This window comes from Streptomyces sp. HSG2, from assembly GCF_016598575.1.
Classification (GTDB): domain Bacteria; phylum Actinomycetota; class Actinomycetes; order Streptomycetales; family Streptomycetaceae; genus Streptomyces.
Genome location: NZ_CP066801.1, coordinates 3366615 through 3389124, shown reverse-complemented (window position 1 = coordinate 3389124; position 22510 = coordinate 3366615). Strand labels below are relative to the sequence as shown.

The 22510-nt window shown below is 73.4% G+C and carries 19 protein-coding genes; 9 read left to right on the top strand and 10 right to left on the bottom strand.

From position 1 onward, the window contains the following. Positions 1 to 125: 125 nt before the first annotated feature. Together JEK78_RS14600 and JEK78_RS14595 are read right to left on the bottom strand one after the other, a co-directional pair. A complete protein-coding gene (locus tag JEK78_RS14600; protein ID WP_242483078.1) occupies positions 126 to 1385 on the bottom strand; it encodes an Ig-like domain-containing protein in 1260 nt (419 codons plus the stop codon). A gap of 216 nt (positions 1386 to 1601) precedes the next feature. Then, positions 1602 to 2012: a hypothetical protein gene (locus tag JEK78_RS14595; RefSeq protein WP_200259203.1), complete on the bottom strand. Its 411-nt coding sequence runs from the start codon at positions 2010 to 2012 to the stop codon at positions 1602 to 1604. 109 nt (positions 2013 to 2121) lie between these two features. Between JEK78_RS14595 and JEK78_RS14590 the strand changes: the two genes are divergently transcribed. Further along, positions 2122 to 2436 carry a hypothetical protein gene (locus JEK78_RS14590; protein WP_200259202.1) on the top strand — a complete coding sequence of 105 codons (315 nt, stop codon included), beginning with the start codon at positions 2122 to 2124 and terminating at the stop codon, positions 2434 to 2436. Between the two features lie 126 nt (positions 2437 to 2562). Here the strand turns inward: JEK78_RS14590 and hutH are convergent, their stop codons facing one another. From hutH to JEK78_RS14565, 5 genes are all read right to left on the bottom strand, one after another. After that, complete coding sequence (gene hutH, locus JEK78_RS14585; protein ID WP_200264176.1) at positions 2563 to 4101, bottom strand: histidine ammonia-lyase; 1539 nt, start codon at positions 4099 to 4101, stop codon at positions 2563 to 2565. 64 nt (positions 4102 to 4165) lie between these two features. Further along, the gene (locus JEK78_RS14580; RefSeq protein WP_200259199.1) at positions 4166 to 5317 is read right to left on the bottom strand and encodes a GGDEF domain-containing protein; all 1152 of its coding nucleotides are present in this window, start codon (positions 5315 to 5317) and stop codon (positions 4166 to 4168) included. Positions 5318 to 5423: 106 nt separating this feature from the next. Further along, entirely contained in the window at positions 5424 to 6224 is an 801-nt protein-coding gene (locus JEK78_RS14575) for an enoyl-CoA hydratase-related protein (RefSeq protein ID WP_200259196.1), read from the bottom strand. Between the two features lie 1255 nt (positions 6225 to 7479). Beyond that, the gene (locus JEK78_RS14570) at positions 7480 to 8604 is read right to left on the bottom strand and encodes an adenylate/guanylate cyclase domain-containing protein (RefSeq protein WP_200259193.1); all 1125 of its coding nucleotides are present in this window, start codon (positions 8602 to 8604) and stop codon (positions 7480 to 7482) included. A 122-nt stretch (positions 8605 to 8726) separates the two neighbouring features. After that, positions 8727 to 9587 carry a biotin--[acetyl-CoA-carboxylase] ligase gene (locus tag JEK78_RS14565; RefSeq protein WP_200264175.1) on the bottom strand — a complete coding sequence of 287 codons (861 nt, stop codon included), beginning with the start codon at positions 9585 to 9587 and terminating at the stop codon, positions 8727 to 8729. A 219-nt stretch (positions 9588 to 9806) separates the two neighbouring features. Between JEK78_RS14565 and JEK78_RS14560 the strand changes: the two genes are divergently transcribed. The 4 genes from JEK78_RS14560 to JEK78_RS14545 all read left to right on the top strand — a co-directional run bounded on the left by JEK78_RS14560 (position 9807) and on the right by JEK78_RS14545 (position 14594). Continuing rightward, positions 9807 to 11408: an acyl-CoA carboxylase subunit beta gene (locus JEK78_RS14560; protein WP_200259190.1), complete on the top strand. Its 1602-nt coding sequence runs from the start codon at positions 9807 to 9809 to the stop codon at positions 11406 to 11408. Between the two features lie 48 nt (positions 11409 to 11456). Further along, complete coding sequence (locus JEK78_RS14555) at positions 11457 to 11660, top strand: acyl-CoA carboxylase epsilon subunit (RefSeq protein WP_200259187.1); 204 nt, start codon at positions 11457 to 11459, stop codon at positions 11658 to 11660. A gap of 137 nt (positions 11661 to 11797) precedes the next feature. Then, the gene (locus JEK78_RS14550; RefSeq protein ID WP_200259184.1) at positions 11798 to 12418 is read left to right on the top strand and encodes a nucleoside triphosphate pyrophosphatase; all 621 of its coding nucleotides are present in this window, start codon (positions 11798 to 11800) and stop codon (positions 12416 to 12418) included. Positions 12419 to 12821: 403 nt separating this feature from the next. Further along, complete coding sequence (locus tag JEK78_RS14545) at positions 12822 to 14594, top strand: biotin carboxylase N-terminal domain-containing protein (protein ID WP_200259181.1); 1773 nt, start codon at positions 12822 to 12824, stop codon at positions 14592 to 14594. A gap of 195 nt (positions 14595 to 14789) precedes the next feature. Here the strand turns inward: JEK78_RS14545 and JEK78_RS14540 are convergent, their stop codons facing one another. Both JEK78_RS14540 and JEK78_RS14535 read right to left on the bottom strand, forming a co-directional pair. Next, positions 14790 to 15716 carry a DeoR/GlpR family DNA-binding transcription regulator gene (locus JEK78_RS14540; protein WP_242483409.1) on the bottom strand — a complete coding sequence of 309 codons (927 nt, stop codon included), beginning with the start codon at positions 15714 to 15716 and terminating at the stop codon, positions 14790 to 14792. Between the two features lie 209 nt (positions 15717 to 15925). Then, complete coding sequence (locus JEK78_RS14535; RefSeq protein WP_200259177.1) at positions 15926 to 17374, bottom strand: NAD(P)H-quinone dehydrogenase; 1449 nt, start codon at positions 17372 to 17374, stop codon at positions 15926 to 15928. 98 nt (positions 17375 to 17472) lie between these two features. Between JEK78_RS14535 and JEK78_RS14530 the strand changes: the two genes are divergently transcribed. The 3 genes from JEK78_RS14530 (at position 17473) to JEK78_RS14520 (ending at position 20558) form a co-directional block, all read left to right on the top strand. After that, entirely contained in the window at positions 17473 to 17910 is a 438-nt protein-coding gene (locus JEK78_RS14530) for a gamma-glutamylcyclotransferase (RefSeq protein ID WP_200259175.1), read from the top strand. Between the two features lie 92 nt (positions 17911 to 18002). Next, on the top strand, positions 18003 to 18827 hold the full coding sequence (locus tag JEK78_RS14525; RefSeq protein ID WP_200259173.1) for a purine-nucleoside phosphorylase: 825 nt from the start codon (positions 18003 to 18005) through the stop codon (positions 18825 to 18827). 93 nt (positions 18828 to 18920) lie between these two features. Further along, positions 18921 to 20558 (top strand): phospho-sugar mutase, encoded by a 1638-nt coding sequence (locus JEK78_RS14520; RefSeq protein WP_200259171.1) that lies wholly within the window; start codon positions 18921 to 18923, stop codon positions 20556 to 20558. A gap of 151 nt (positions 20559 to 20709) precedes the next feature. Here the strand turns inward: JEK78_RS14520 and JEK78_RS14515 are convergent, their stop codons facing one another. Continuing rightward, on the bottom strand, positions 20710 to 21414 hold the full coding sequence (locus JEK78_RS14515; protein WP_200259169.1) for a PH domain-containing protein: 705 nt from the start codon (positions 21412 to 21414) through the stop codon (positions 20710 to 20712). A 110-nt stretch (positions 21415 to 21524) separates the two neighbouring features. On the opposite strand from JEK78_RS14515, the gene deoC reads away from it, so the two are divergent. Beyond that, positions 21525 to 22508, top strand: coding sequence for a deoxyribose-phosphate aldolase (gene deoC / locus JEK78_RS14510; RefSeq protein ID WP_200264174.1), 984 nt, complete (start codon positions 21525 to 21527; stop codon positions 22506 to 22508). Positions 22509 to 22510: the final 2 nt, after the last annotated feature.

Genomic DNA, 22510 nt, shown 5'->3' with positions numbered 1-22510 from the left:
ACACGTCAGCGCACGGTACCGCGCCCCGGGCAGGGCGGGCGGCGAACGACCGCCGCCGCCCGGCCCGGTGGGCGGACGGCGGCGGTCGCGTGGAAGCGGGAAGGAGGGCGCGGGCCTCGGGTGCCTCAGAGGGCGGAGCCCGCCTTCCAGTCCGCCCAGTCCATGTTCCAGCCGTTGAGCCCGTTGTCGGGGGCGATGGTGCTGTCACCGGTGTTCTGGACCACGACCACGTCCCCGATCATGGAGTTCTCGTAGAACCAGGCGCCCGGCGTGTCCGGGTCGTCGGCGCCCTTGGTGTCCGCGAGGCCGATGCAGCCGTGGCTGGTGTTGGCGGTCCCGAAGATGGACTTGGCACCCCAGTAGTTGCCGTGGATGAAGGTGCCGGAGGTACTCAGGCGCATGGCGTGCGGGACGTCCTTGATGTCGTACTCGCCCTCGCCGTCGTCGTCGGTGAAGCCGACCGTCGCGCCGTTCATCCGGGTCTCCACGAACTTCTCGGAGATCACCATCCGGCCTTCGTAGGTCTTGTTCTCGGGGGAACCGGCGGAGATCGGGATGGTCTTGACGGTCTCGCCGTCGCGCGTGACCCTCATCTGCTTGGTCTCGGCGTCCACGTAGGAGACCTGGTTCCGGCCGACGGTGAAACCGACCGTCTTCTGCTGGACGCCGAAGACCCCTTCGGCCCCCTCGACGCCGTCCAGGGCCAGGTCCAGGGTGACGGTGGACCCGGCCTCCCAGTAGTCGTCGGGTCGGCAGTCCATGCGGGTGGAGGAGAACCAGTGGCAGACGACCTCCTGGCCACTGCTGCTGGTGACGTCGACGCCCTCCTGGACGGCGACCCGGTCGGTGATCTCCTTGTCGAAGTTGATCGACACGGGCATGCCGACGCCCACCGTGGTGCCGTCGTCGGGGGTGAAGGTGCCGATGAAACTGTTGTCCGGCGAGACGGTCGTGAACGAGGCGTTCTCGTGGGCGGCCCGGCCCTCGGAGTCCTGGGCGGTCGCCTTCACCCGGTAGGTGGTGGAGCGCTCCAGTTGGCCGGAGGGCTTCCAACTCGTGCCGTCCTCGGATATCTCCCCGTCGACGTCGGTGCCGTCCTTGGAGACCATGGTGACCTCGGTGAGGGTCCCCTCGCTCACCGTGACCGTCGCGGAGTTGTTGATGGACGCGTTGGTGGAGCCGTCCTGGGGAGTGATCTCGATCCGCGCCTCGGACGCCTTCTCGGCCGCCGCCTTGTCGACCTTGGTCTGCGACGTCTGGTCGTCCCCGCCCGCGGAGTCGTCGGTCCCGCCCCCCGTGCAGGCCGAGAGCACCAGAACGCCACCGAGCAGCGCGGACACGACCGCCATGCCCCTGCGCCGCTTCCCGTCCGTCTTCACACGCATCTCCATCGTCACGGTTGCCAACCCCCAAGATCCCGTCGGACCACCCCACGCTACGACCGCCTCGCCCGGTTCCCTGCGGCCCCCCGCTGTGGGACGCGCCACGTCGCTCCCGGATCGCCTGGCCGGCGTCGCCGATCGGCGCTCATGAAGAGGACGAACGGACCCCGGGCCGCGGTTTCCGCCCGGGGTCAAAATTCTCCCAAGCCGCGCCTCGACTCAGTCGGCGACCCGCTCCCGGAGGCCGCCCGCGGCGAGGGCGGCGTCCCGGTCGTCCTCGCCGGGCCCTTCCCCGTCCTCGTCGTACTCGGGGTAGACGTCGTCGTCCCAGTCGGCGTCCCAGCCGGACGGGCCCGGGTCCTCGTCGATCCGCTCGCCGCTCCAGGACGCCTGCCGAAGCTCCACCCCGGGCACCTCTGCCACCAGGTCGAACGGGTCGACGAGATGGGCGAGGGCCTCCGCGACGTCCTCCGTCACTGCGGTCTCGGCGTGCGCGCGCTCGGCCGCGGGCAGCGCCTCGTCGGCGGCGACGCGTTGGAGGGCCGCGCCGGTCAGGGCCTCCTCGTCCTCGACCTCCAGGACCAGGTCGACACGGAGGCGTACAAAGCGTGATGTCTCAGGTGTGCTCATGCCCGGAGAGTACGGCGAAGTGGTCCTGTGACTTTCCCGTGACCCGCGCCTTTCACTAACATCGCCCCACATGGCCAAATCGCCAGCGCCGCAAGGAGATCGATATTTCGTGTCGTCCGCCCGCCGTCCACTGCTGACCGCCGTCGCGGCGGGCTCGGTCCTGTGCGCCCTGTGGTTCGTCCCCTCCGCCAACGCCTCCTCGGGCAGAGCGACCTCGGACGCCCTCGGGACACGGTCGTCGCAGCCGACCACCGGGGAGGTCGCACGGGCCGCGACGGACCCGGAGGCGACGGACCGGCAGGCCCTGCTGGCCGACACGGGCACGTTCGACAGCACGCCGTTCCTCGTCGGGGGCACCGCGTTCCTGACGGTCGGCGCCGGGTTCGTGGCGTACTCGGTGCGGCGAGAGCGACTCGGGTTCTGACACCCGCCCCCTCGGCTCCTCGCGCGGTCCGAGATGGACGGACCCCGGTCGCCCGCCCCTCGCCCCTCCGGCCGGGCCCGCCGCCCGGGCCTTGGGCGAGCGGCCGGACGGTCCCCCACGGGGCACCTAGCGCAGCGGCCCGGTGACCGACTCCGCCGCCGCGACCAGCCCGCCGTCCCGGACCAGGCTCTCCATCGCCCGCAGATCCGGGGCGAGGAAGCGATCGGGCCCGGGACCCTCGACCCCGGCCTCCCGCACGGCGGCGACCACGGCGCTGGTGGCTGGCGCCGGGACGAGACCGTTTCTCAGCCGGATCGCCCGACAGGCGGTGTACGACTCGATCGCGAGGATCCGCGTGAGGTGGTCGACGGCCGTGCGCAACTTGCGCGCCGCCGACCATCCCATCGACACGTGGTCCTCCTGCATCGCCGAGGACGGGATGGAGTCCGCCGAGGCCGGCACGGCCAACCGCTTCAGCTCCGCGACCAACGCCGCCTGCGTGTACTGGGCGATCATCAGACCGGAGTCCACACCGGGGTCGTCGGCGAGGAAGGGCGGCAACCCGTGGCTGCGGTGGCGATCCAGCAGCCGGTCGGTGCGCCTCTCGGCGATCGAGCCCAGGTCGGCGACGGCGATGGCCAGGAAGTCGAGGACGTAGCCGACGGGCGCGCCGTGGAAGTTGCCGTTGGACTCGACCCGGCCGTCGGGCAGGACCACCGGGTTGTCCACCGAGGACGCCAACTCCCGCTCGGCGACGAGCCGCGCGTGGGCCAGGGTGTCCCGACCGGCCCCGGCCACCTGCGGGGCGCAGCGCACGGAGTAGGCGTCCTGGACCCGGGGCGCTTCGTCCTGGTGGTGGCCGGTCATCCCGGAGCCCTCCAGCACGGCGAGCATGTTGGCGGCGCTGGCGGCCTGCCCGGGGTGCGGGCGGATCGCGTGCAGCTCCGGGGCGAGGACCCGGTCGGTGCCCAGCAACGCCTCCAGGGTGAGCGCCGCGGTGATGTCGGCGCAGGTGTAGAGGCGGGCCAGGTCCGACAAGGCCAGGATCAGCATGCCGAGCATGCCGTCCGTGCCGTTGAGCAGGGCCAGTCCTTCCTTCTCTCGCAGTTCCACGGGGCGGATCCCATGCGCGTCGAGCAGTTCGCCGGCCGGGCGGGGGATGCCGTCGGGGCCCTCGGCGTCTCCCTCGCCCATGAGCGCGAGGGCGCAGTGGGACAACGGTGCCAGGTCCCCCGAGCAGCCGAGCGAGCCGTACTCGTGCACGACCGGGGTGATGCCGGCGTTCAGCAGGTCCGCCATCGTCCGGGCCAGCTCGGGGCGGACCCCGGTGCGGCCGGAGCAGAGCGTCTTCAGCCGGAGGAACATCAAGGCCCGCACCACCTCCCGCTCGACCCGGGGTCCCATGCCCGCCGCGTGCGAGCGCACGATGTTGCGTTGGAGCCGGGCCCGAAGCTCGGGGCCGATGTGTCGGGTGGCGAGCGCGCCGAAACCGGTGCTGACGCCGTATACCGGCTCGGGCTTTGCCGCCAGGGCGTCGACGATCTCGCGCGAGGCGGCGAGAGCGGCCAGCGCGCCCTCGGAGAGCTCGACGCGGGCGTCGCCCCGCGCGACGGCGAGGACATCGGACGCGGTGACCCCGGAGGTCCCGACCACCACCTGGCGCATATCCATATTCAGGAGAGTACGCACTGAATTCAGGGATGTCACCAGGCTGTCGCGCACCCCCTCCCTATGGCGCTCGCCGCCCTCGGAAGCGGCGACGCTCTCCGCCCTCGCCCCGCGAGGAGGGCTCGTCGGCCAGCGCCACGACCGGGTCCGCCGGACCGCCCCGCCCGGCGACGACCGGGCGTTCCGCGCCCTCCGCCTTCGCCTGGTACTGGGCCGCGTCGGCCAGCCGGAAGAGACGCCGGGCCGAGCCGACCGGTCCGATCGGGTCCTCGGTGGACGCCACCCCGCACGCCACGCCGTCGCCGAGCTCCAACTCACCCGCCCGACGGCACAGCTCGTCGGCGACCCCGACCACCACGTCGGCCGCCGGACCGACCGAGAGCAGGCAGAACTCGTCGCCGCCGAGCCGTGCCACGAGCGCACCGGGAACCATCGCCCCGCACCGCGAGAGCACACAGCCGAACCGCTCCAGGAGTCGGTCTCCCACGGCGTGCCCGTGGGTGTCGTTGACGCGCTTGAGCCCGTTCAGATCGCAGACGACGAGGCTGACGACCACACCGTCCCGCAGGTGGCGCTCGACCGCCTCCTCCAGTCCGGCGTCCACCGCCCGGCGGTTGGCCAGGCCGGTGAGCGCGTCGGTGAAGGCCAATCGGCGCACCTCCTCCAAGCGCTCGGTCTGCGCGATCCCGGCGGCGACCACCGCGGCCAGGACGGTGGCGAAGTCGGCGTCGGCTCGACCGAAGGGCGGCGCGCCGACGGGCCGCGCCACGTACAGCTCCCCCCAGGCCCGGCCGTGCAGGACGATCGGGGCGACGACACAGCAGCCCCGTCCTCGGTGGCGCAGCGCGGCCACCCGTTGGTGCACGTATCCCGGGCGCCCGGCGGCCGGACCCTCGGCGGTCTCCACCCAGGCACCGGGCTCGCCGCCGCCCGCCCAGCGTTCGTGGAGGAACTCGGTAATCTCCGCGAACTGGTGCACCGGGTAGGACTCGTCCTCGGGGAACTCCTCCTCGTCCGGGGCCCGCTCCCCCACGTTCACCAGGACGCGGAGCCTGCCCAGCCCCCGTTCCCACACCGACAGCGCCGCGAAGCCACCGCCCAGCGCGCGGCAGCCGCCCAGGGCGGCGGCGCGCCAGACGTCGCGGGAACTCCGCGCGGCGGCCATGCCCTGTGCCAGCGCGACGACGGCCGCGAGCCGCCTGTCCTCACCCATCACCCCAGAGTAGAGACATTCCGGGCAAACGTGATATCTCACCCGGGCACATGTTCGCCGCCCCGCCCCCTGCACCGCGCCCCGATCCACCGGTGGTGCCGCCCCCTCACTCCCCGGGCCAGCGGGGCTCCCGCTTCTCGTTGAAGGCGGCCACGCCCTCCGCCCGATCCCCGGAGAACGCCACGGCCCGCCACGCCGCGTCCTCGACCTCCAGCCCGGCCCTCAGGTCGAGCCCCTGGCCGAGCCGCAGCGCCCGCTTGGCGGCGCGGAGCCCGACCGGGGAGTTGGCGGCCATCCGGGCGGCCAGCGCAAGCGCCTCCCCCCGCGCCTCCCCCTCCGCCACCAACTCGTCCACGATGCCCAGCCGCCGCGCCTCGTCGGCGGCCACCCGTCGAGCGGTGAAGACCAGCTCGGCGGCGCGCGCCGCGCCGACCCTCCGGGGCAGCAGCTGCGTACCGCCGCCGCCGGGGATGACGCCCACGGACACCTCGGGCAACCCCACGACCGCCGTGGCGTCGGCCACGATCACGTCGCAGGAGAGCGCCAGCTCGAACCCCCCGCCGAGGGCGAAACCGCCCACCGCGGCGACGGTGGGCATCGGCAGCTCCAGGACGGCCGTGTACGCGGCGCGCGTCACCGGGCGCTGGCGCAGCAGGTCCGCGTCGGTGAAGGAATCGCGCTCCTTGAGGTCGGCGCCGACACAGAACGCCCGCGCGTGCGTCGAAGTCAGGACCACCGCCCGGACCTCCCTGTCGTCGGCGAGGGCGGCGCAGGCGTCGCGGATCGCCCCGGCCATCGCCGTGGACACGGCGTTCATCGCCTTCGGCCGGTCGAGGACCAGCTCGGCGACCCGACCGTCCTCCGACCGCCGGACCGCGACGACGTCCCCGAATCGCTCCTCGCCCATGACACCCTCCGGTTAACGCGGGTTAACAACGTCGAACGCTCCGATCATCCCAGGTGCCCGGGCATGGCGACACCCCTCCCGCACCACGAGGAAGCGACGTCACCCCCGGTCGCGACGTCACCCCCCGTCAACCCGTTCGAGTGATGTCGGTGGTTCTGCCGTGTCCCGTACCCGGACCCGGGCGTAGCGTGCGCTCACCAGGGGCGCTCCGGGGGGACGCGCACCGGGAGGGGAGCATGCGCACCGTCATCACACCCACGTCCACACCCGCACCGGGTGGGGCGATCGCGCCGGCCGCGGTCGCCCCACGGCAACCGACCGGTCCGCCCGCGGCGGGGGGCGCGTCCGCCCAGGGCGTCCGGGGGGCGGCGGCGACCGGAGCCACGGGGGGCCGGCCTCGCGCGCCGAGCCGGCCGAGAGCGCCGTTTCCGGGGGCTCGGGGGCGACACCGTCGCCCCCGTCCTCGTCGGTCGCTACTGGCTGTCGGGGGGTTCACCCTGGCCGTCGGCGTCCTGGGGCTGGCCCGTCTCGCGAGCGAACCCGGCGGCGGTGGGCACGACGCCACCACGCAGGCACGCCCCCTCGCCTCGCCCCAGCCCTCGGAGCGCGCGCGTCCCACGGCCGAGAACCCCGGGCCCACCCCCGGCGGCGCCCCTCGGGTCGTGGCCGAGAACACCGCCGACGTCCCGGCCGGGGCGGGCGGGAGCACACCGGGTTCCGCCGGCCCTCGATCCGCCCCGGTCCCGGAGGACGAGCCGACGGGGACCTCCCTGGGCACCGGACGGGCCCGGACCGCCGAGAGCGCGCTCGGGGGCTTCTCCACGGGCGTGCCGCCGCTCGGCCGGCCCGACACCCCGGCGGCGCCGAGCCCGCCGGCCCTCGCGGACTCCGGCGGCGGGTCGGCGGCGAGAGAGGAGCCGCCGGCGCCCACGAGGAAGGCCGCCCGGCCCGGCGCGGGCCGTTCGGGGTCCAAGGCGCCGCCGCCGGCGACACCCCGCCCGGCACCCCGTGAGCCCGACCCGCCGCCCGCGCGACCGACGGGGAGCGGCGGATCGGCCGCGGGGGCGGAAGCGGGCGCGCCCGTTCCGCCCCCGCCTCCGGCCCCGGCACCTGCCGCGGAGGCGACCGGGCCCGCGCCGCGTCCCGGGGCGCCGGCCGTGTGCCTCCCGGTGGTCCGAATCTGCGCGGTTCTCCCGCGCTGAGACGGCCGTTCCGGCCCGCGAGGGTTCAGCGCGGCGGGCGCGGGCGAGTCGGTCTACGACTCCGCGCCCCGCCGGGTGAGCAACCAGGGTTCCACGACCCCGAGACCGCGCACCGGCCGCTGCCACACGGGTCGGAGCGCGAAGGGGTACCAGGGCGGCTCAGCGCCCCGCTTCCGCGCCTCGGCGACCTGCTCGTCGTGCGTCGCCTCCGAGGCGGGCGCGGCCTCGCCCCTGACCAGTTCCTCGGCGAAGGCGGCGTCGACGAGGACGGCGTCCCGGGGCGCTATCGAGGTGAGTCGGGACGCCAGGTTCACGGTCGTGCCGAAGACGTCGCCCATCCGCGTGGTGACGGTGCCGAAGGCCATGCCGACCCGCAGCTCGGGCATGGTCTGGTCGGCGGCCATCGTCTCGATCAGTTCGACGGCGATCTCGGCCGCCGTGCCGGCGTCGTCCGCCGCGTACAGCACCTCGTCGCCGAGGGTCTTGATGAGCCGACCGCCCCGGGCGGCGACCAGGTCCGCGGCGGTGGTCTCGAACGCCTCGACCAGTTCGCCGAGTTCCTCCTCCTCCATCCGGCGCGTCAACCGGGTGAACCCGACCAGGTCGGCGAAGGCCACGGCGAGCCGACGGTCGACCATCTCCTCGTCGTCGGCGACCTGGACGACCCGGCCCGTCGCGGCGGCGAGCTGGCGCCGCCACACATAGACCAGGAACTCCTGCAACTCCGGAAGCAGCAGCTCTATCAGGGGGTACGTGACCTCGGTCCGGGTCATTCCCGGCTCCGGGGGCTCGGTCAGCCCCTCCAGGAACGAGTCGATCTGCCAGTCCGCCAGCCGGGCGGTGGTCTGGCCGGTGGACCGCGCCACCTGGACCGCCATCGCCTCGCTGAGCAGCCCCGCCTCGACCAACCCGGAGAGCCGGCGAAGGGCGAGGACGTCCGCCTCGGTGAGGGCCTTGGCCTGGCCGATGTCGGCGAAGCCCATGGCCCGCCAGAACCGGGTGGCCAGCTCCACCGAAACGCCGGCGCTGCGGGCGGCCTGGAAGGGGGTGTAACGACGCTCGGCACCGAGGATGAGGTGTTCCAGACGCAGCGCCAGCGGGTCCTCGGCGGAATCGGCGCGCCGCGGCTCCAGCCCGTCGTCTCCCTCCGCCCCGGGGCCCGTGTCGTCGACGGTCACGCCTTGCCCTTCCGATCTGCCGCGGCCAGGTCGGCCGGCCCCAACCTTACGTCAGCTGTGGGCCGGCTCACTCCCGAAAGGCGTGGCGCGACCCGCGTTCGGACGCACCGCCGGGCGACGGCTCAGGCCTGCCGCAGGTGGACGATGTCCCCCGCGCCCACCGGTTCCCTCAGCCCGCTGGGTGTGGCGAGCACCAGGCGCCCGTCGCCGTCGAGGGCGACCGCCTCGCCCACCAGCGACCGATCACCGGGCAGCTCGGCGCGGACCACCCGCCCGAGCGTCGCGCAGCCGGCCGCGTACGCCTCCTGGAGGCCGCTCGCCGACGCGTCGCCCCCCGCCCCTCGCCACCGGCCGTACCATTCCTCCAGCGAACGCAGGACCCCCCGCAGCAGCGGATCCCGGTCGGTCCCCGCCGCGCCCGCGAGGACGAGTGATCCGGCCTCCGGCACCGGTAGTTCGTCCTCCCGGAGGGTGACGTTGACGCCGACGCCGACGACGACGCCGTCCCCGCCCGCCCGCTCCGCCAGGATCCCCCCGGCCTTCCGCTCCCGCCCGTCCACGGTGACGAGGAGATCGTTGGGCCACTTCAACGCGGTGTCCACACCCGCCGCACGGGACAGGCCGCTCGCCACGGCGACCCCGGTCAACAGCGGCAGCCAGCCCCAGCGGGCCACGGGCACCTCGACCGGCCGCAGCAACACGGAGAAGAAGAGCCCGGAGCGCGAGGGCGCCACCCACCTCCGGTCGAGCCGGCCACGCCCCTCGGTCTGCTCCTCGGCGACCAGCACCGTGCCCTCGTCGGCCGTGCCCGCCAAGGCCTCCGCCACCAGATCCGAGTTGGTGGAGCCGGTGCGGCGCACCACCCGCACCTCGGTCCACAGTCCGCCCTCGCGCACCAGCCCCCGACGCAGCGCGGAATCGTTCAGCGGGGGACGGTCCAGATCGGACCACCGGTCCCGGTCGTCGGAAGGGTCGGGTGACATCATCGTGGTTGGTTCTCCTTCGGGCTGTCGCGTGGACGCCGGGCGGGTACCCGGGGAGGCGGCTCTCGGGAACCCGCCTCCGGCCGGACGCGGAAGTCAAGCACGTCACCCTGGGGGCCCGGTGTGGGAAAGACCGCACTGCCGACCCGAAGAGCCCCTACTAGTCTACGAGCGAGTAACCGTCCCCCCTTTCCTGAGCAGGCAGGGAGCCGCATCCCGATGTCCGAACCGGTAGAGCAGCGACCCGACGTCCCCACGACCGCGGGTAAGCTCGCGGATCTCCAGCGTCGCATCGAGGAAGCGACGCACGCCGGTTCGGAACGCGCCGTGGAGAAACAGCACGCCAAGGGCAAACTGACCGCGCGTGAGCGGATCGACCTGCTCCTCGACGATGACTCCTTCGTCGAGTTGGACGAGTTCGCCCGACACCGGTCCACCAACTTCGGGCTGGACGCCAACCGGCCCTACGGCGACGGCGTCGTCACCGGCTACGGCACCGTCGACGGGCGCCCGGTGGCCCTCTTCTCGCAGGACTTCACCGTCTTCGGCGGCGCGCTCGGCGAGGTCTACGGCCAGAAGATCGTCAAGGTGATGGACTTCGCGCTGAAGACCGGTTGCCCCGTGATCGGGATCAACGACTCCGGGGGCGCGCGCATCCAGGAGGGAGTGGCCTCGCTCGGCGCCTACGGGGAGATCTTCCGACGCAACACCCACGCCTCCGGGGTGATCCCGCAGATCTCCCTCGTCGTCGGCCCGTGCGCGGGCGGTGCCGTCTACTCCCCGGCGATCACCGACTTCACCGTCATGGTGGACCGGACCTCGCACATGTTCATCACCGGTCCGGACGTGATCAAGACCGTCACCGGCGAGGACGTCGGGTTCGAGGAGCTCGGCGGCGCCCGCACCCACAACACCGCCTCCGGCGTCGCCCACCACATGGCCGGCGACGAGAAGGACGCCATCGAGTACGTCAAGCAACTGCTGTCGTACCTGCCGTCGAACAACCTCTCCGAGCCGCCGGCCTTCCCCGAGGAGGCGGACCTCGACGTCGGCGAGAGCGACCGCGAACTGGACACGCTCGTCCCGGACAGCGCCAACCAGCCGTACGACATGCGCACCGTCATCGAGCACGTCCTCGACGACGGCGAGTTCTGCGAGACCCAGCCGATGTTCGCGCCGAACATCCTCACCGGGTTCGGCCGGGTCGAGGGGCATCCCGTCGGCATCGTCGCCAACCAGCCGATGCAGTTCGCCGGTTGTCTGGACATCACCGCCTCGGAGAAGGCCGCGCGCTTCGTCCGCACCTGCGACGCCTTCAACGTCCCCGTGGTGACCTTCGTCGACGTCCCCGGTTTCCTGCCCGGAGTGGACCAGGAACACGACGGGATCATCCGCCGGGGCGCGAAGCTGATCTACGCCTACGCCGAGGCCACCGTCCCCCTGATCACCGTCATCACCCGCAAGGCGTTCGGCGGCGCCTACGACGTCATGGGCTCCAAGCACCTGGGCGCCGATCTGAACCTCGCCTGGCCGACGGCGCAGATCGCCGTCATGGGCGCGCAGGGCGCGGTCAACATCCTGCACCGGCGCACCCTGGCCGAGGCGGCGGCGAACGGCGAGGACGTCGAAGAGGTGCGGGCGCGTCTGATGCGGGAGTACGAGGACGCGCTGCTCAACCCGTACACGGCCGCCGAGCGGGGCTATGTCGACGCGGTGATCATGCCATCCGACACCCGGCGCCACCTGGTCCGAGGCCTGCGACAACTGCGCACCAAGCGGGAGTCGCTGCCGCCGAAGAAGCACGGCAACATCCCGCTCTGACGGGCCCCCGCGGAGTTCGGAAGCGACACGAGTGTCCGAGGAGTCGTCGTGATCAAGATCGTCAGGGGCAACCCGACCCCGGAGGAGCTGGCCGCCGCGCTGGCGGTGGTCCGCGCCCGCGCCGTCGCGTCGGCCGAACCGCCGGATCCGGCGCCGGCGCCGGGCGCGTGGGCGGACCCCGCCCGCATCGCCACCCGCCGCCGCCCCCACCCGGGGCCGTCGACCTGGGCCCGCACCTACTGGCCCGGCTGACCGACGCACCCGGGGGAGTTCCGCCTCGCGTGGCGAGATCGCCCGCGGTTCCCCGACCGCCTCGACCGCCCGACGGCGCCGCCCGACGCCACCGACGCCCGGCACGGCTCGCGCGCTCCCGCCGGTACGCTGAACGGATGACAGATCAGCCGCGCCGCCGACTCGTGCTCGCCTCCCGGTCCCCCGCACGGCTGGGCCTGCTGCGGCAGGCCGGAATCCGCCCCGAGGTGATCGTGAGCGGTGTCGACGAGGACGCCGTGAGCGCGCCCACCCCCGCCGAGCTGGCGCTGGCGTTGGCGCGGGCCAAGGCATCGGTGGTGGCCGCCCGCCCCGAGGCGCGTGGAGCGCTGGTCGTCGGGTGCGACTCCGTCCTGGACCTGGACGGCCGCCCCCTCGGCAAGCCCGCCGACGCGGAAGAGGCCGTCGCCCGTTGGAAGGCCATGCGCGGCCGGGCCGGCACCCTGCGGACCGGCCACCACGTCCACGACACCGTCACGGGCCGCCATGCCGCCGCCGTCGCCTCCACCGTGGTCCGCTTCGGCGACCCGAGCGACGCGGAGATCGCCGCCTACGTCGCCACCGGTGAGCCGCTCGGTGTCGCCGGGGCCTTCACCCTGGACGGGCGCTCCGCTCCGTTCGTCGACGGCATCGACGGCGACCACGGCAACGTCATCGGCCTGAGCCTCCCCCTGCTCCGCCGCCTCCTCGCGGAACTGGGGGTGGGCATCACCGCGCTGTGGGAGCCGGAGCGGAGCTGACCGGGCCGACGGCACCCGCCACGAGCGCGCACCCGAGCGAACGGAGCGGCGCGCCCGAACCCCGCCCGTGCGGCCCCACGCCTCGGCCTTCGCACCGCGCGTTCCACGCGCGGGCAAACCCCCGGACAAGAGTCGTCCCTCCGGTCGGGGAACGTTGGGCCATTCGTAGGGACTCCACAAAGAAACGGAGTGGGGCGCGGCACGCCCTCACAGAGACCTTGGCCACACCGGGGGGCTAGGGTTTCCCCGAGGAGGCCCGCACATCACCGGGCGACAAGGGCTTTCGTGGTCCGAGTGAGCCCGGCATCACGCTCCGTGTGGGCAAGCTCACCCCTGGGGATGGGTCGAAGTGCCGTGTCGGCAGTCCCTAAACTCGGCTTGTTTCAAGGAGGGAGCCTCAATCGTGCGCAAGGTGCTCATCGCCAACCGTGGCGAAATCGCTGTCCGCGTGGCCCGGGCCTGCCGGGACGCCGGAATCGCCAGCGTGGCCGTCTACGCGGACCCGGACCGGGACGCCCTGCATGTCCGCGCCGCCGACGAGGCGTTCGCCCTGGGCGGTGACACCCCCGCCACCAGCTACCTCGACATGGACAAGGTCCTGAACGCGGCTCGGGAGTCCGGCGCGGACGCCGTCCACCCCGGATACGGCTTCCTCTCGGAGAACGCCGAGTTCGCGCGGGCCGTCCTGGACGCCGGGCTGATCTGGATCGGCCCGCCCCCGCAGGCCATCCGCGACCTGGGCGACAAGGTCGCCGCCCGGCACATCGCGCAGCGCGCCGGGGCGCCGCTCGTGGCAGGCACCTCCGACCCGGTCGCCGGCTCCGAGGAAGTCGTCGCCTTCGCGCGGGAGCACGGGCTGCCCATCGCCATCAAGGCCGCCTTCGGCGGTGGCGGGCGAGGACTCAAGGTCGCCCGCACCCTGGAGGAGGTCCCGGAGCTGTACGACTCGGCGGTGCGCGAGGCGGTCGCGGCGTTCGGTCGCGGCGAGTGCTTCGTCGAGCGCTATCTGGACAAGCCCCGGCACGTGGAGACCCAGTGTCTCGCCGACACGCACGGCAACGTCGTGGTGGTCTCCACACGGGACTGTTCCCTTCAGCGCCGCCATCAGAAGCTCGTGGAGGAGGCGCCCGCGCCCTTCCTGAGCGAGGGGCAGGTCGCGGAGCTCTACCGGGCGTCCAAGGCCATCCTCAAGGAGGCCGGCTACGTGGGCGCGGGGACCGTGGAGTTCCTCGTGGGGGCGGACGGGACCATCTCCTTCCTGGAGGTGAACACCCGCCTTCAGGTCGAGCACCCGGTCACCGAGGAGGTCTCCGGCATCGACCTGGTCCGCGAGATGTTCCGGATCGCCGACGGAGAGGCCCTCGGCTACGACGACCCGCCCCTGCGCGGCCACTCCTTCGAGTTCCGCATCAACGGCGAGGACCCCGGGCGCGGCTTCCTCCCCGCGCCCGGCACCGTGACGAACTTCGCCGCGCCGTCGGGGCCGGGCGTCCGCCTGGACGCCGGTGTGGAGTCGGGCAGCGTCATCGGACCGGCCTGGGACTCCCTGCTGGCCAAGCTGATCGTGACCGGCCGCACCAGGGCGGAGGCCCTCCAGCGCGCCGCCCGCGCCCTGGACGAGTTCACCGTCGAGGGCATGGCGACCGCCATCCCCTTCCACCGGGTGGTGGTGCGCGATCCGGCCTTCGCTCCCGAGCTGTCCGGGTCCGAGGAGCCCTTCACCGTCCACACCCGGTGGATCGAGACCGAGTTCGTCAACGACATCCCGCCCTTCGCCGCCTCCGCCGGTGGGGAAGGCGAGGAGGAGTCCGGCCGCGAGACGGTCGTGGTGGAGGTCGGCGGCAAGCGGCTGGAGGTCTCCCTCCCCTCCTCCCTGGGGATGTCCCTGGCCCGCACCGGCCTGGCCGCCGGGGCCAAGCCCAAGCGCCGCGCCGCGAAGAAGTCGGGCCCCGCCTCTTCCGGGGACACCCTGGCCTCCCCGATGCAGGGAACGATCGTCAAGATCGCGGTCGAGGAGGGTCAGGAGGTCAAGGAGGGCGACCTCGTGGTCGTCCTGGAGGCCATGAAGATGGAGCAGCCCCTCAACGCGCATCGGGCCGGCACCGTCAAGGGCCTGAACGCCGAGGTCGGGGCCTCCCTCACCTCCGGCGCCGTCATCTGCGAGATCAAGGACTGAGACAGCGGCGACGGCCCGCCGGCGGAGTGGGTGCCCGAGTGCCGGCGCGCCCACCCGTGCGGCGGGGACGCGTGCCGGCATGACCGGCGGCCACGACGCCCGGCACCCGTCAGCCCCTCCCGCGACAGAGCTCGCCGCCTCGGTCGGGGCCCGTCCTCCGGACCGACGGGGCCGTGTCGCGAACGCGGGCCCCGGTCAGCGCCGACGCAGGTCCGCCACGCGCGGGCGCTGATCCACACCGACGCCCGGTTCCCCCGGCACCCCGGCCTGCGCTCGCGCACCGGCGCCCTGCCGGCGCGGCCCCGGCAGGGCGACCTCCCGACGCGCGGACCGGCGCGCGGCCGCCGCACCTGCCGACGCGCCCTCCGCACCGCCCGGGTTCCCGGCGACGGAGACCTGAACGCCCTGGTCGGCGAGGGCCTGCAACTCCGCGGCGGCGCGCTCGGCGTGGGCGGGCGGCTCGTCCGTGACCAGCCGAGTGATCACCTCGGTCTCGACGGTCTGGAACATCGTGTCCGTCCCGAGCTTGGTGTGATCGGCCAGGACGACGACCTCGGCGGCGGCATGGACCAACGCGCGGTCGACCGAGGCCGACAGCATGTTGGAGGTGGACAGCCCGCGCTCGGCGGTCAGTCCGCTCCCGGAGAGGAAGGCCCGCGAGACCCGCAGCCCATGGAGGGACTGTTCGGCACCGCTGCCGACCAGCGCGTAGTTCGAGCCGCGGAGCGTCCCGCCGGTCATGACGACCTCCACCCGGTTGGCGTGCGCCAAGGCCTGGGCGACCAGCAACGAATTGGTCACCACGGTCAGTCCGGGCACCCGGGCGAGGCGGCGGGCCAGCTCCTGGGTGGTGGTGCCCGCGCCCACCACGACGGCCTCGCCCTCTCGGACGAAGCCCGCGGCGAGGTCGGCGATGGCCGTCTTCTCGGCTGTGGCGACATGGGACTTCTGCGGGAAGCCGGACTCCCGCGTGAAGCCGCCCGGCAGGACCGCGCCCCCGTGGCGACGATCGAGGAGCCCTTCTGCCTCCAGAGCGCGCACGTCCCGCCGTACGGTCACTTCGGAGGTCTGGACGACGCGGGCGAGTTCCCGGAGCGAGACCGCTCCGTTGGCTCGCACCATTTCGAGGATCAATTGGCGACGTTCTGCAGCGAACACGAAACTGACAGTAACCCCGCCGACCGACTCCTTTCAGCACTTTGCGCCGAAAAGTGGAAAATGTGCGCACAGCAGATCACGACGTGGTATGGCCCGGCGCCCGAACCACTGCGCGTCGCGCCTCACCCCGGCCGGAACAGGGAAGCGATCGCGGACCCGACCCCGCCCCCGGACTACACCCCGTTGTCGGACTTGCGGGTGTGGAGCTGGCGCGCCACCTCGGCCAGGGAGCCGGAAAGCGACGGATAGACGGTGAAGCTGTTCGCGATCTGCTCGACCGTCAGGTTGTTGTCGACCGCGATGGAGAGGGGATGGATCAACTCCGAGGCACGAGGCGCCACCACCACACCGCCCGCCACGATCCCGGTGCCCGGCCGACAGAAGATCTTGACGAAGCCGTCGCGGATCCCCTGCATCTTCGCGCGCGGGTTGCGGAGCAGCGGCAGCTTCAGTACCCGGGCGTCGATCTTCCCCGCGTCCACGTCCGCCTGGGTGTACCCCACCGTCGCTATCTCCGGGTCCGTGAAGACGTTCGAGGAGACCGCCTTGAGGTCCAGCGGGGTCACCGCGTCGCCGAGGAAGTGGTACATGGCGATCCGCCCCTGCATGGCGGCCACCGAGGCCAGCGCGAAGACACCGGTGACGTCGCCGGCCGCGTAGACGCCGGGGGCCGTGGTCCGCGAGACCCGGTCGGTCCAGACGTGCCCGGAGTCGCGCAGCCTGACCCCGGCCTCCTCCAGGCCCATGCCCTCGGAGTTCGGCACGGCGCCGACCGCCATCAGGCAGTGCGTGCCCGTGATGGTCCGGCCGTCGGCGAGGGTGACCTCCACCCTGTCGCCGACGCGCTTGGCCGACTGTGCGCGCGAACGCGCCATCACGTTCATGCCCCGACGCCGGAACACGTCCTCCAGTACCGCCGCGGCGTCCGGGTCCTCGCCCGGGAGCACCCGGTCACGCGAGGAGACCAACGTGACCCGCGACCCCAGAGCCTGGTAGGCGCCGGCGAACTCGGCGCCGGTGACGCCGGAACCGACGACGATCAGTTCCTCGGGCAGTTCGTCGAGGTCGTAGACCTGGGTCCAGTTCAGGATGCGCTCGCCGTCCGGGCGGGCGTCGGGCAGCTCCCTGGGATGACCGCCGGTGGCGATCAGGACCGCGTCCGCGACCAGCGTCTCCTCGCTCCCGTCGGCGGCACGCACCACGACCTTCCGGGAGCCGTCGACCTCCTGCATCCCCTCCAGCCGACCGCGACCGCGCACGACCCGGGCCCCTGCCCTGGTGACCGCGGCCGTGATGTCGTGCGACTGCGCGAGGGCCAGCCGCTTCACACGGCGGTTCACCTTCCCCAGGTCCACGCCCACCACCCGGGCGGCCTTCTCCAGCGGTGGGGTGTCGTCGGCGACGATGATGCCCAGTTCCTCGTGCGAGGACTCGAAGGTGGTCATCACCTCGGCCGTGGCGATGAGGGTCTTGGACGGCACGCAGTCCGTCAGCACCGACGCCCCGCCGAGGCCGTCGCGGTCGACGACGGTCACCTCCGCGCCGAGTTGGGCGCCGACCAGCGCCGCTTCGTATCCGCCGGGTCCGCCACCGATGATCACGATCCGAGTCACGTGCCCCATTCTCCCGCACGCTCCCCCTCGGGGCCGCCCCGGGGCGGCCTCGCGTCGCGCCGCGGGCGGACATCAGCCGCGAGAAGCCGCTGCCGTACCCTCGCTCCATGTCGCTCCATGCCGCCTACGCCGGCAACCTCGACGCGCGGCTGATGTCCCGCCGCGCCCCTCATTCGCCACTCCGCGCCACCGGCTGGCTGGACGGCTGGCGGCTGACCTTCGGCGGCGAGCAGATGGGGTGGGAGGGGGCGCTCGCCACCCTGGTGGAGGACCCGCTCTCCCAGACGTTCGTGGCGCTCTACGACGTCGCCCCGATGGACGAGGACTCCCTGGACCGCTGGGAAGGCGTCGGGCTCGGCGTCTATCGGCGCACCAGGGTGCGCGCCCACACCCTGGACGGCGACATCGGGGCTTGGGCGTACGTCCTGAACGCCTACGAGGGCGGTCTGCCCTCGGCGCGGTACCTGGGTGAACTGGCCGACGCGGCGGAATCCGCCGGGGCACCCCACGACTACGTGATGGAACTGCGCAAACGCCCCTGCTGAGGCGCCTTCGTGGGAAACGACGAGACAACGATCCGGATCCCGTGACCTCTGTCATCTACGCGCGTAGGCAGTAAGCCGCTACCCTCGTCGACGTGAACGCATCTCTTCTTCCCGACGACATCCAGGGCGACCCCTACGCCGCCGCCGACGCCGCCGCGGCCCGCCTGCGCGAACTCACCGGCGCCGCCGCTCACGACGTCGCCCTGGTGATGGGCTCCGGCTGGGCCCCGGCCGTGGAGGCGCTGGGCGCCCCCGAGGCGGAGTTCCGGGTCACCGAACTGCCGGGCTTCCCCAAGCCCGCGGTGCGGGGCCACGGCGGCACCATCCGGTCGTACTCCGTCGGGGGCAAGCGCGCGCTGGTCTTCCTGGGCCGCACCCACTACTACGAGGGCCACGGGGTGGCGCCGGTCGCCCACGGCGTGCGCACCGCCGTCGCCGCCGGCGCCAAGACCGTCATCTTGACCAACGGCTGCGGCGGCCTGCGTGAGGGCATGCGCCCCGGCCAGCCGATCCTGATCAGCGACCACCTCAACCTCACCGCCGCCTCCCCCATCGTGGGCGCGAACTTCGTCGACCTCACCGACCTGTACTCCCCCCGGCTCCGCGCCCTGTGCAAGGAGGTCGAGCCGTCCCTGGAGGAAGGCGTCTACGCCCAGTTCCCCGGACCTCACTACGAGACGCCCGCCGAGATCCGGATGGCTCGTGTGATCGGCGCCGACCTGGTGGGCATGTCGACGGTCCTGGAAGCCATCGCGGCCCGTGAGGCCGGAGCGGAGGTGCTGGGGATCTCCCTGGTGACCAACCTCGCCGCCGGCATGACCGGGGAACCCCTCGACCACGAGGAGGTCCTCCAGGCCGGACGGGACTCCGCGACCCGCATGGGCGAGCTGCTGACCCGGGTACTGGGTCGGCTGTAGCGGCCGGCGCCCCGCCGCCCCACGTCCGGCCGGGCCCACCGGAGGGCGGGCCCCCACCGACCCCGTCGACCGACCAACGAGAGGCTGAACGACGTGCACGCCGACCTCATCGCCCGGGCCCGCGCATGGCTGGCGGAGGACCCCGACCCGGAGACCCGCGAGGAACTCGCCCGGCTGATCGCCGACGAGGACCACACCGAACTCGCCGACCGCTTCGCCGGCACCCTGCGGTTCGGCACCGCAGGACTGCGGGGCGAGCTGGGCGCGGGCCCGACCCGCATGAACCGGTCCGTCGTGATCCGCGCCGCCGCCGGCCTCGCCGCGTACCTCCGGAAGCGGGGACACGGCGACGGCCTCGTGGTCATCGGCTACGACGCCCGGCACAAGTCCGCCGACTTCGCGCGTGACACCGCCGCCGTCGTGACCGGCGCCGGCCTGCGCGCGGCGCTCCTCCCCCGACCGCTGCCCACCCCCGTCCTCGCCTTCGCCGTCCGCCACCTCGGGGCCGTGGCCGGGGTGGAGGTCACCGCGAGCCACAACCCGCCCCGGGACAACGGCTACAAGGTGTACCTCGGGGACGGCTCGCAGATCGTGCCGCCCGCCGACAGCGACATCGCCGCCGAGATCGACGCCGTCCCGGCGCTCGACTTCGTTCCCCGGCCCGACACCGGCTGGGACGTCCTGGACGACGACGTCCTCCACGCGTACCTGGCGCGGACCGACGCCGTCCTGGCGCCGAACTCCCCCCGCACCGCCCGGACCGTCTACACGCCGATGCACGGGGTCGGCAAGGACACGCTGCTCTCGGCCTTCGCGCGCGCGGGCTTCCCGCCCCCGAGGGTCGTCGCCGAGCAGGCCGAACCGGACCCGGACTTCCCCACGGTCGCCTTCCCCAACCCGGAGGAACCGGGCGCCATGGACCTGGCCTTCGCCACCGCCCGCGCCCTCACGCCCGCGCCGGACCTGATCATCGCCAACGACCCGGACGCCGACCGCTGCGCCGTCGCGGTCCAGGACGGCGGCGAGTGGCGGACGCTCCGCGGCGACGAGGTCGGCTCCCTCCTCGCCGCCCACCTGGTGGCCCGAGGCGCCCGGGGCACCTTCGCCGAGTCGATCGTCTCCTCCTCCCTCCTGGGCTCCATCGCCCGCGAGGCGGGGCTCCCGCACGTGGAGACCCTCACCGGGTTCAAGTGGATCGCCCGCGCCGACGGCCTGCGCTACGGCTACGAGGAAGCGCTCGGCTACTGCGTCGACCCGGACGGAGTCCGCGACAAGGACGGGATCACCGCGGCGCTTCTCGTCACGGAACTGGCCTCGGTGCTCAAGCGCGACGGCCGCACCCTGCTCGATCTCCTGGACGACCTGGCCGTCACGCACGGCGTGCACGCCACCGACCAGCTCTCGGTACGCGTGCGGGACCTCTCGGTGATCGCCGACGCCATGCGCCGACTGCGCGAGGAACCCCCCACCCGCCTCGCGGGCCTGCCGATCACCGAGGCGGAGGATCTCGCCCGAGGCACGGGCGGGCTGCCACCCACCGACGGCCTGCGCTACACCCTGGACGGCGCCCGGGTGATCGTCCGCCCCAGCGGCACCGAACCCAAGCTGAAGTGCTACCTGGAAGTCGTCGTCCCGGTCGCGACCCGCGGCGAACTCGCCGACGCGCGGGCGCGGGCGGCCGACGTCCTGGAGGCGCTCAAGCGCGACCTCGCGAGCGCCGCGGGGATCTGAGCCGCCCCGGCCCCTTCGGCGGGGGCACGCGCCCCGCCCGACTCGACGCCACGCGGTCCGCCGACGCCGACGGCGCGGCGGTCGACCGCGCGGCGTGTCCGGCGGCCACCGCACGACGGCGGTCCTCCCGGCGAGGGGCGCCGCGGCCCGCTCAGTCCAGCGCCAGCAGGACCACCGGCAGCAACACCGCGCCCGCGGCCATCGGCACGATGATCTCGTAGGCCCAGCGGACCGCCACCGTGCCCTGCGCGCCGGCCGCCCGTCCGCGCGCCCGGTGGATCTCCCGGAGCTCGTCCATGATCTTGTCGCTCGGCGCCCGGAACGGCGCGGGCTCCGGGGCCCCGAGTCCGGCCACGGCGCCGGCCGCGATCCCCTCCGGCCCGTCGGACCCGCGGCGTCGACGCCCGGACGCCCCCGGGCCGTCCGCGGCGCGGCGCGCCTCCTGACGGGCGGCGCGCTTGCGGGCGCGCAAGGACACCGGGATGGCCCACAGCTGGTAGGTGGTCCCGGAGGTGGTCGTCACCTCGTTGGAGTATCCGGCGCGCAACATCTCGACCCGCCCCCACGGCAGCTCGATCACCCGCAGCGGATTGCGCACCCGGAGCCGGTCCTCCCCGGCGAAGACCGCCGGACGCAGGGTGTAGGCGGTCACCGGGGGAACCACCAACAGCAGCACCGCGACCGCCAGCCACGGGGTGCGCCCCGCCCCGTCGACCATCGCGTCCACGCCCAGCCACAGAGCAAGGATCAGCATCAGGACCCCGCCGAGGATGGCGGCGGGCGAGCGGTAGATCCGGTCCCTGACCCCCGGGCGAGAGGGTGACGGCGAGGGCGGCTGGTGCTCCGGGGTGGTCATGGCGCCGATTCTGCCCGACGCGCCCGGGTGGGTCCGCCAGGGGTGCCCCCAGCCGTCCACGTGGCGGGGTGTACAGATGCTACGCGCGTAGATATGCTCGATGGGTGACCATGCCCACCCCTGCACCAGACGCACCCGGTACCGCCGACGCGCCCGCGCGAGGATTTCCGGGCGTCGCAGCGTCGGACAGCACGCTGCGCCGCTTCCTGCACGGGCTGCCCGGTGTCGACGCGGTCGGCCTGGAGGCTCGCGCCGCCTCCCTCGGTACCCGTTCCATCAAGGCGAACGCCAAGGCCTTCGCCCTCGACCTGGCCATCTCCATGGTCGACCTGACCACGCTGGAGGGAGCGGACACGCCGGACAAGGTCCGGGCGCTCGGCGCCAAGGCGGTCCACCCGGACCCGACCGATCGTTCCGCGCCCGGCGCGGCGGCGGTCTGCGTGTACCCCGACATGGTGGCGGCGGCCCGGGAGGCGGTGGCGGGGTCCACCGTCAAGGTCGCCTCCGTCGCCACCGCCTTCCCCGCGGGCCGCGCCCCCCTGACGATCAAGCTCGCCGACGTCCGGGAGGCCGTGGCCGCCGGCGCCGACGAGATCGACATGGTCATCGACCGCGGAGCCTTCCTCTCGGGGCACTATCTGAAGGTGTACGAGGAGATCGTCGCGGTCCGGGAGGTCTGCGGACCGGACGCCCGCCTGAAGGTCATCTTCGAGACCGGCGAGCTGTCGACCTACGACAACATCCGTCGTGCCGGCTGGCTCGCCATGATCGCGGGCGCGGACTTCGTCAAGACGTCCACGGGCAAGGTCGCGGTGAACGCCACCCCGGCCAACACCCTGCTGATGCTGGAGGCCGTCCGGGACTTCCGGAAGGCGACCGGGATCCAGGTCGGGGTCAAGCCCGCCGGCGGCATCCGCACCGCCAAGGACGCGATCAAGTTCCTGGTCCTGGTCAACGAGACCGCGGGCGCGGACTGGCTGGACAACCACTGGTTCCGCTTCGGCGCCTCCTCGCTCCTGAACGACCTGCTGATGCAGCGCCAGAAGCTGGCCACCGGCCGGTACTCCGGCCCCGACTACGTGACGGTGGACTGAGA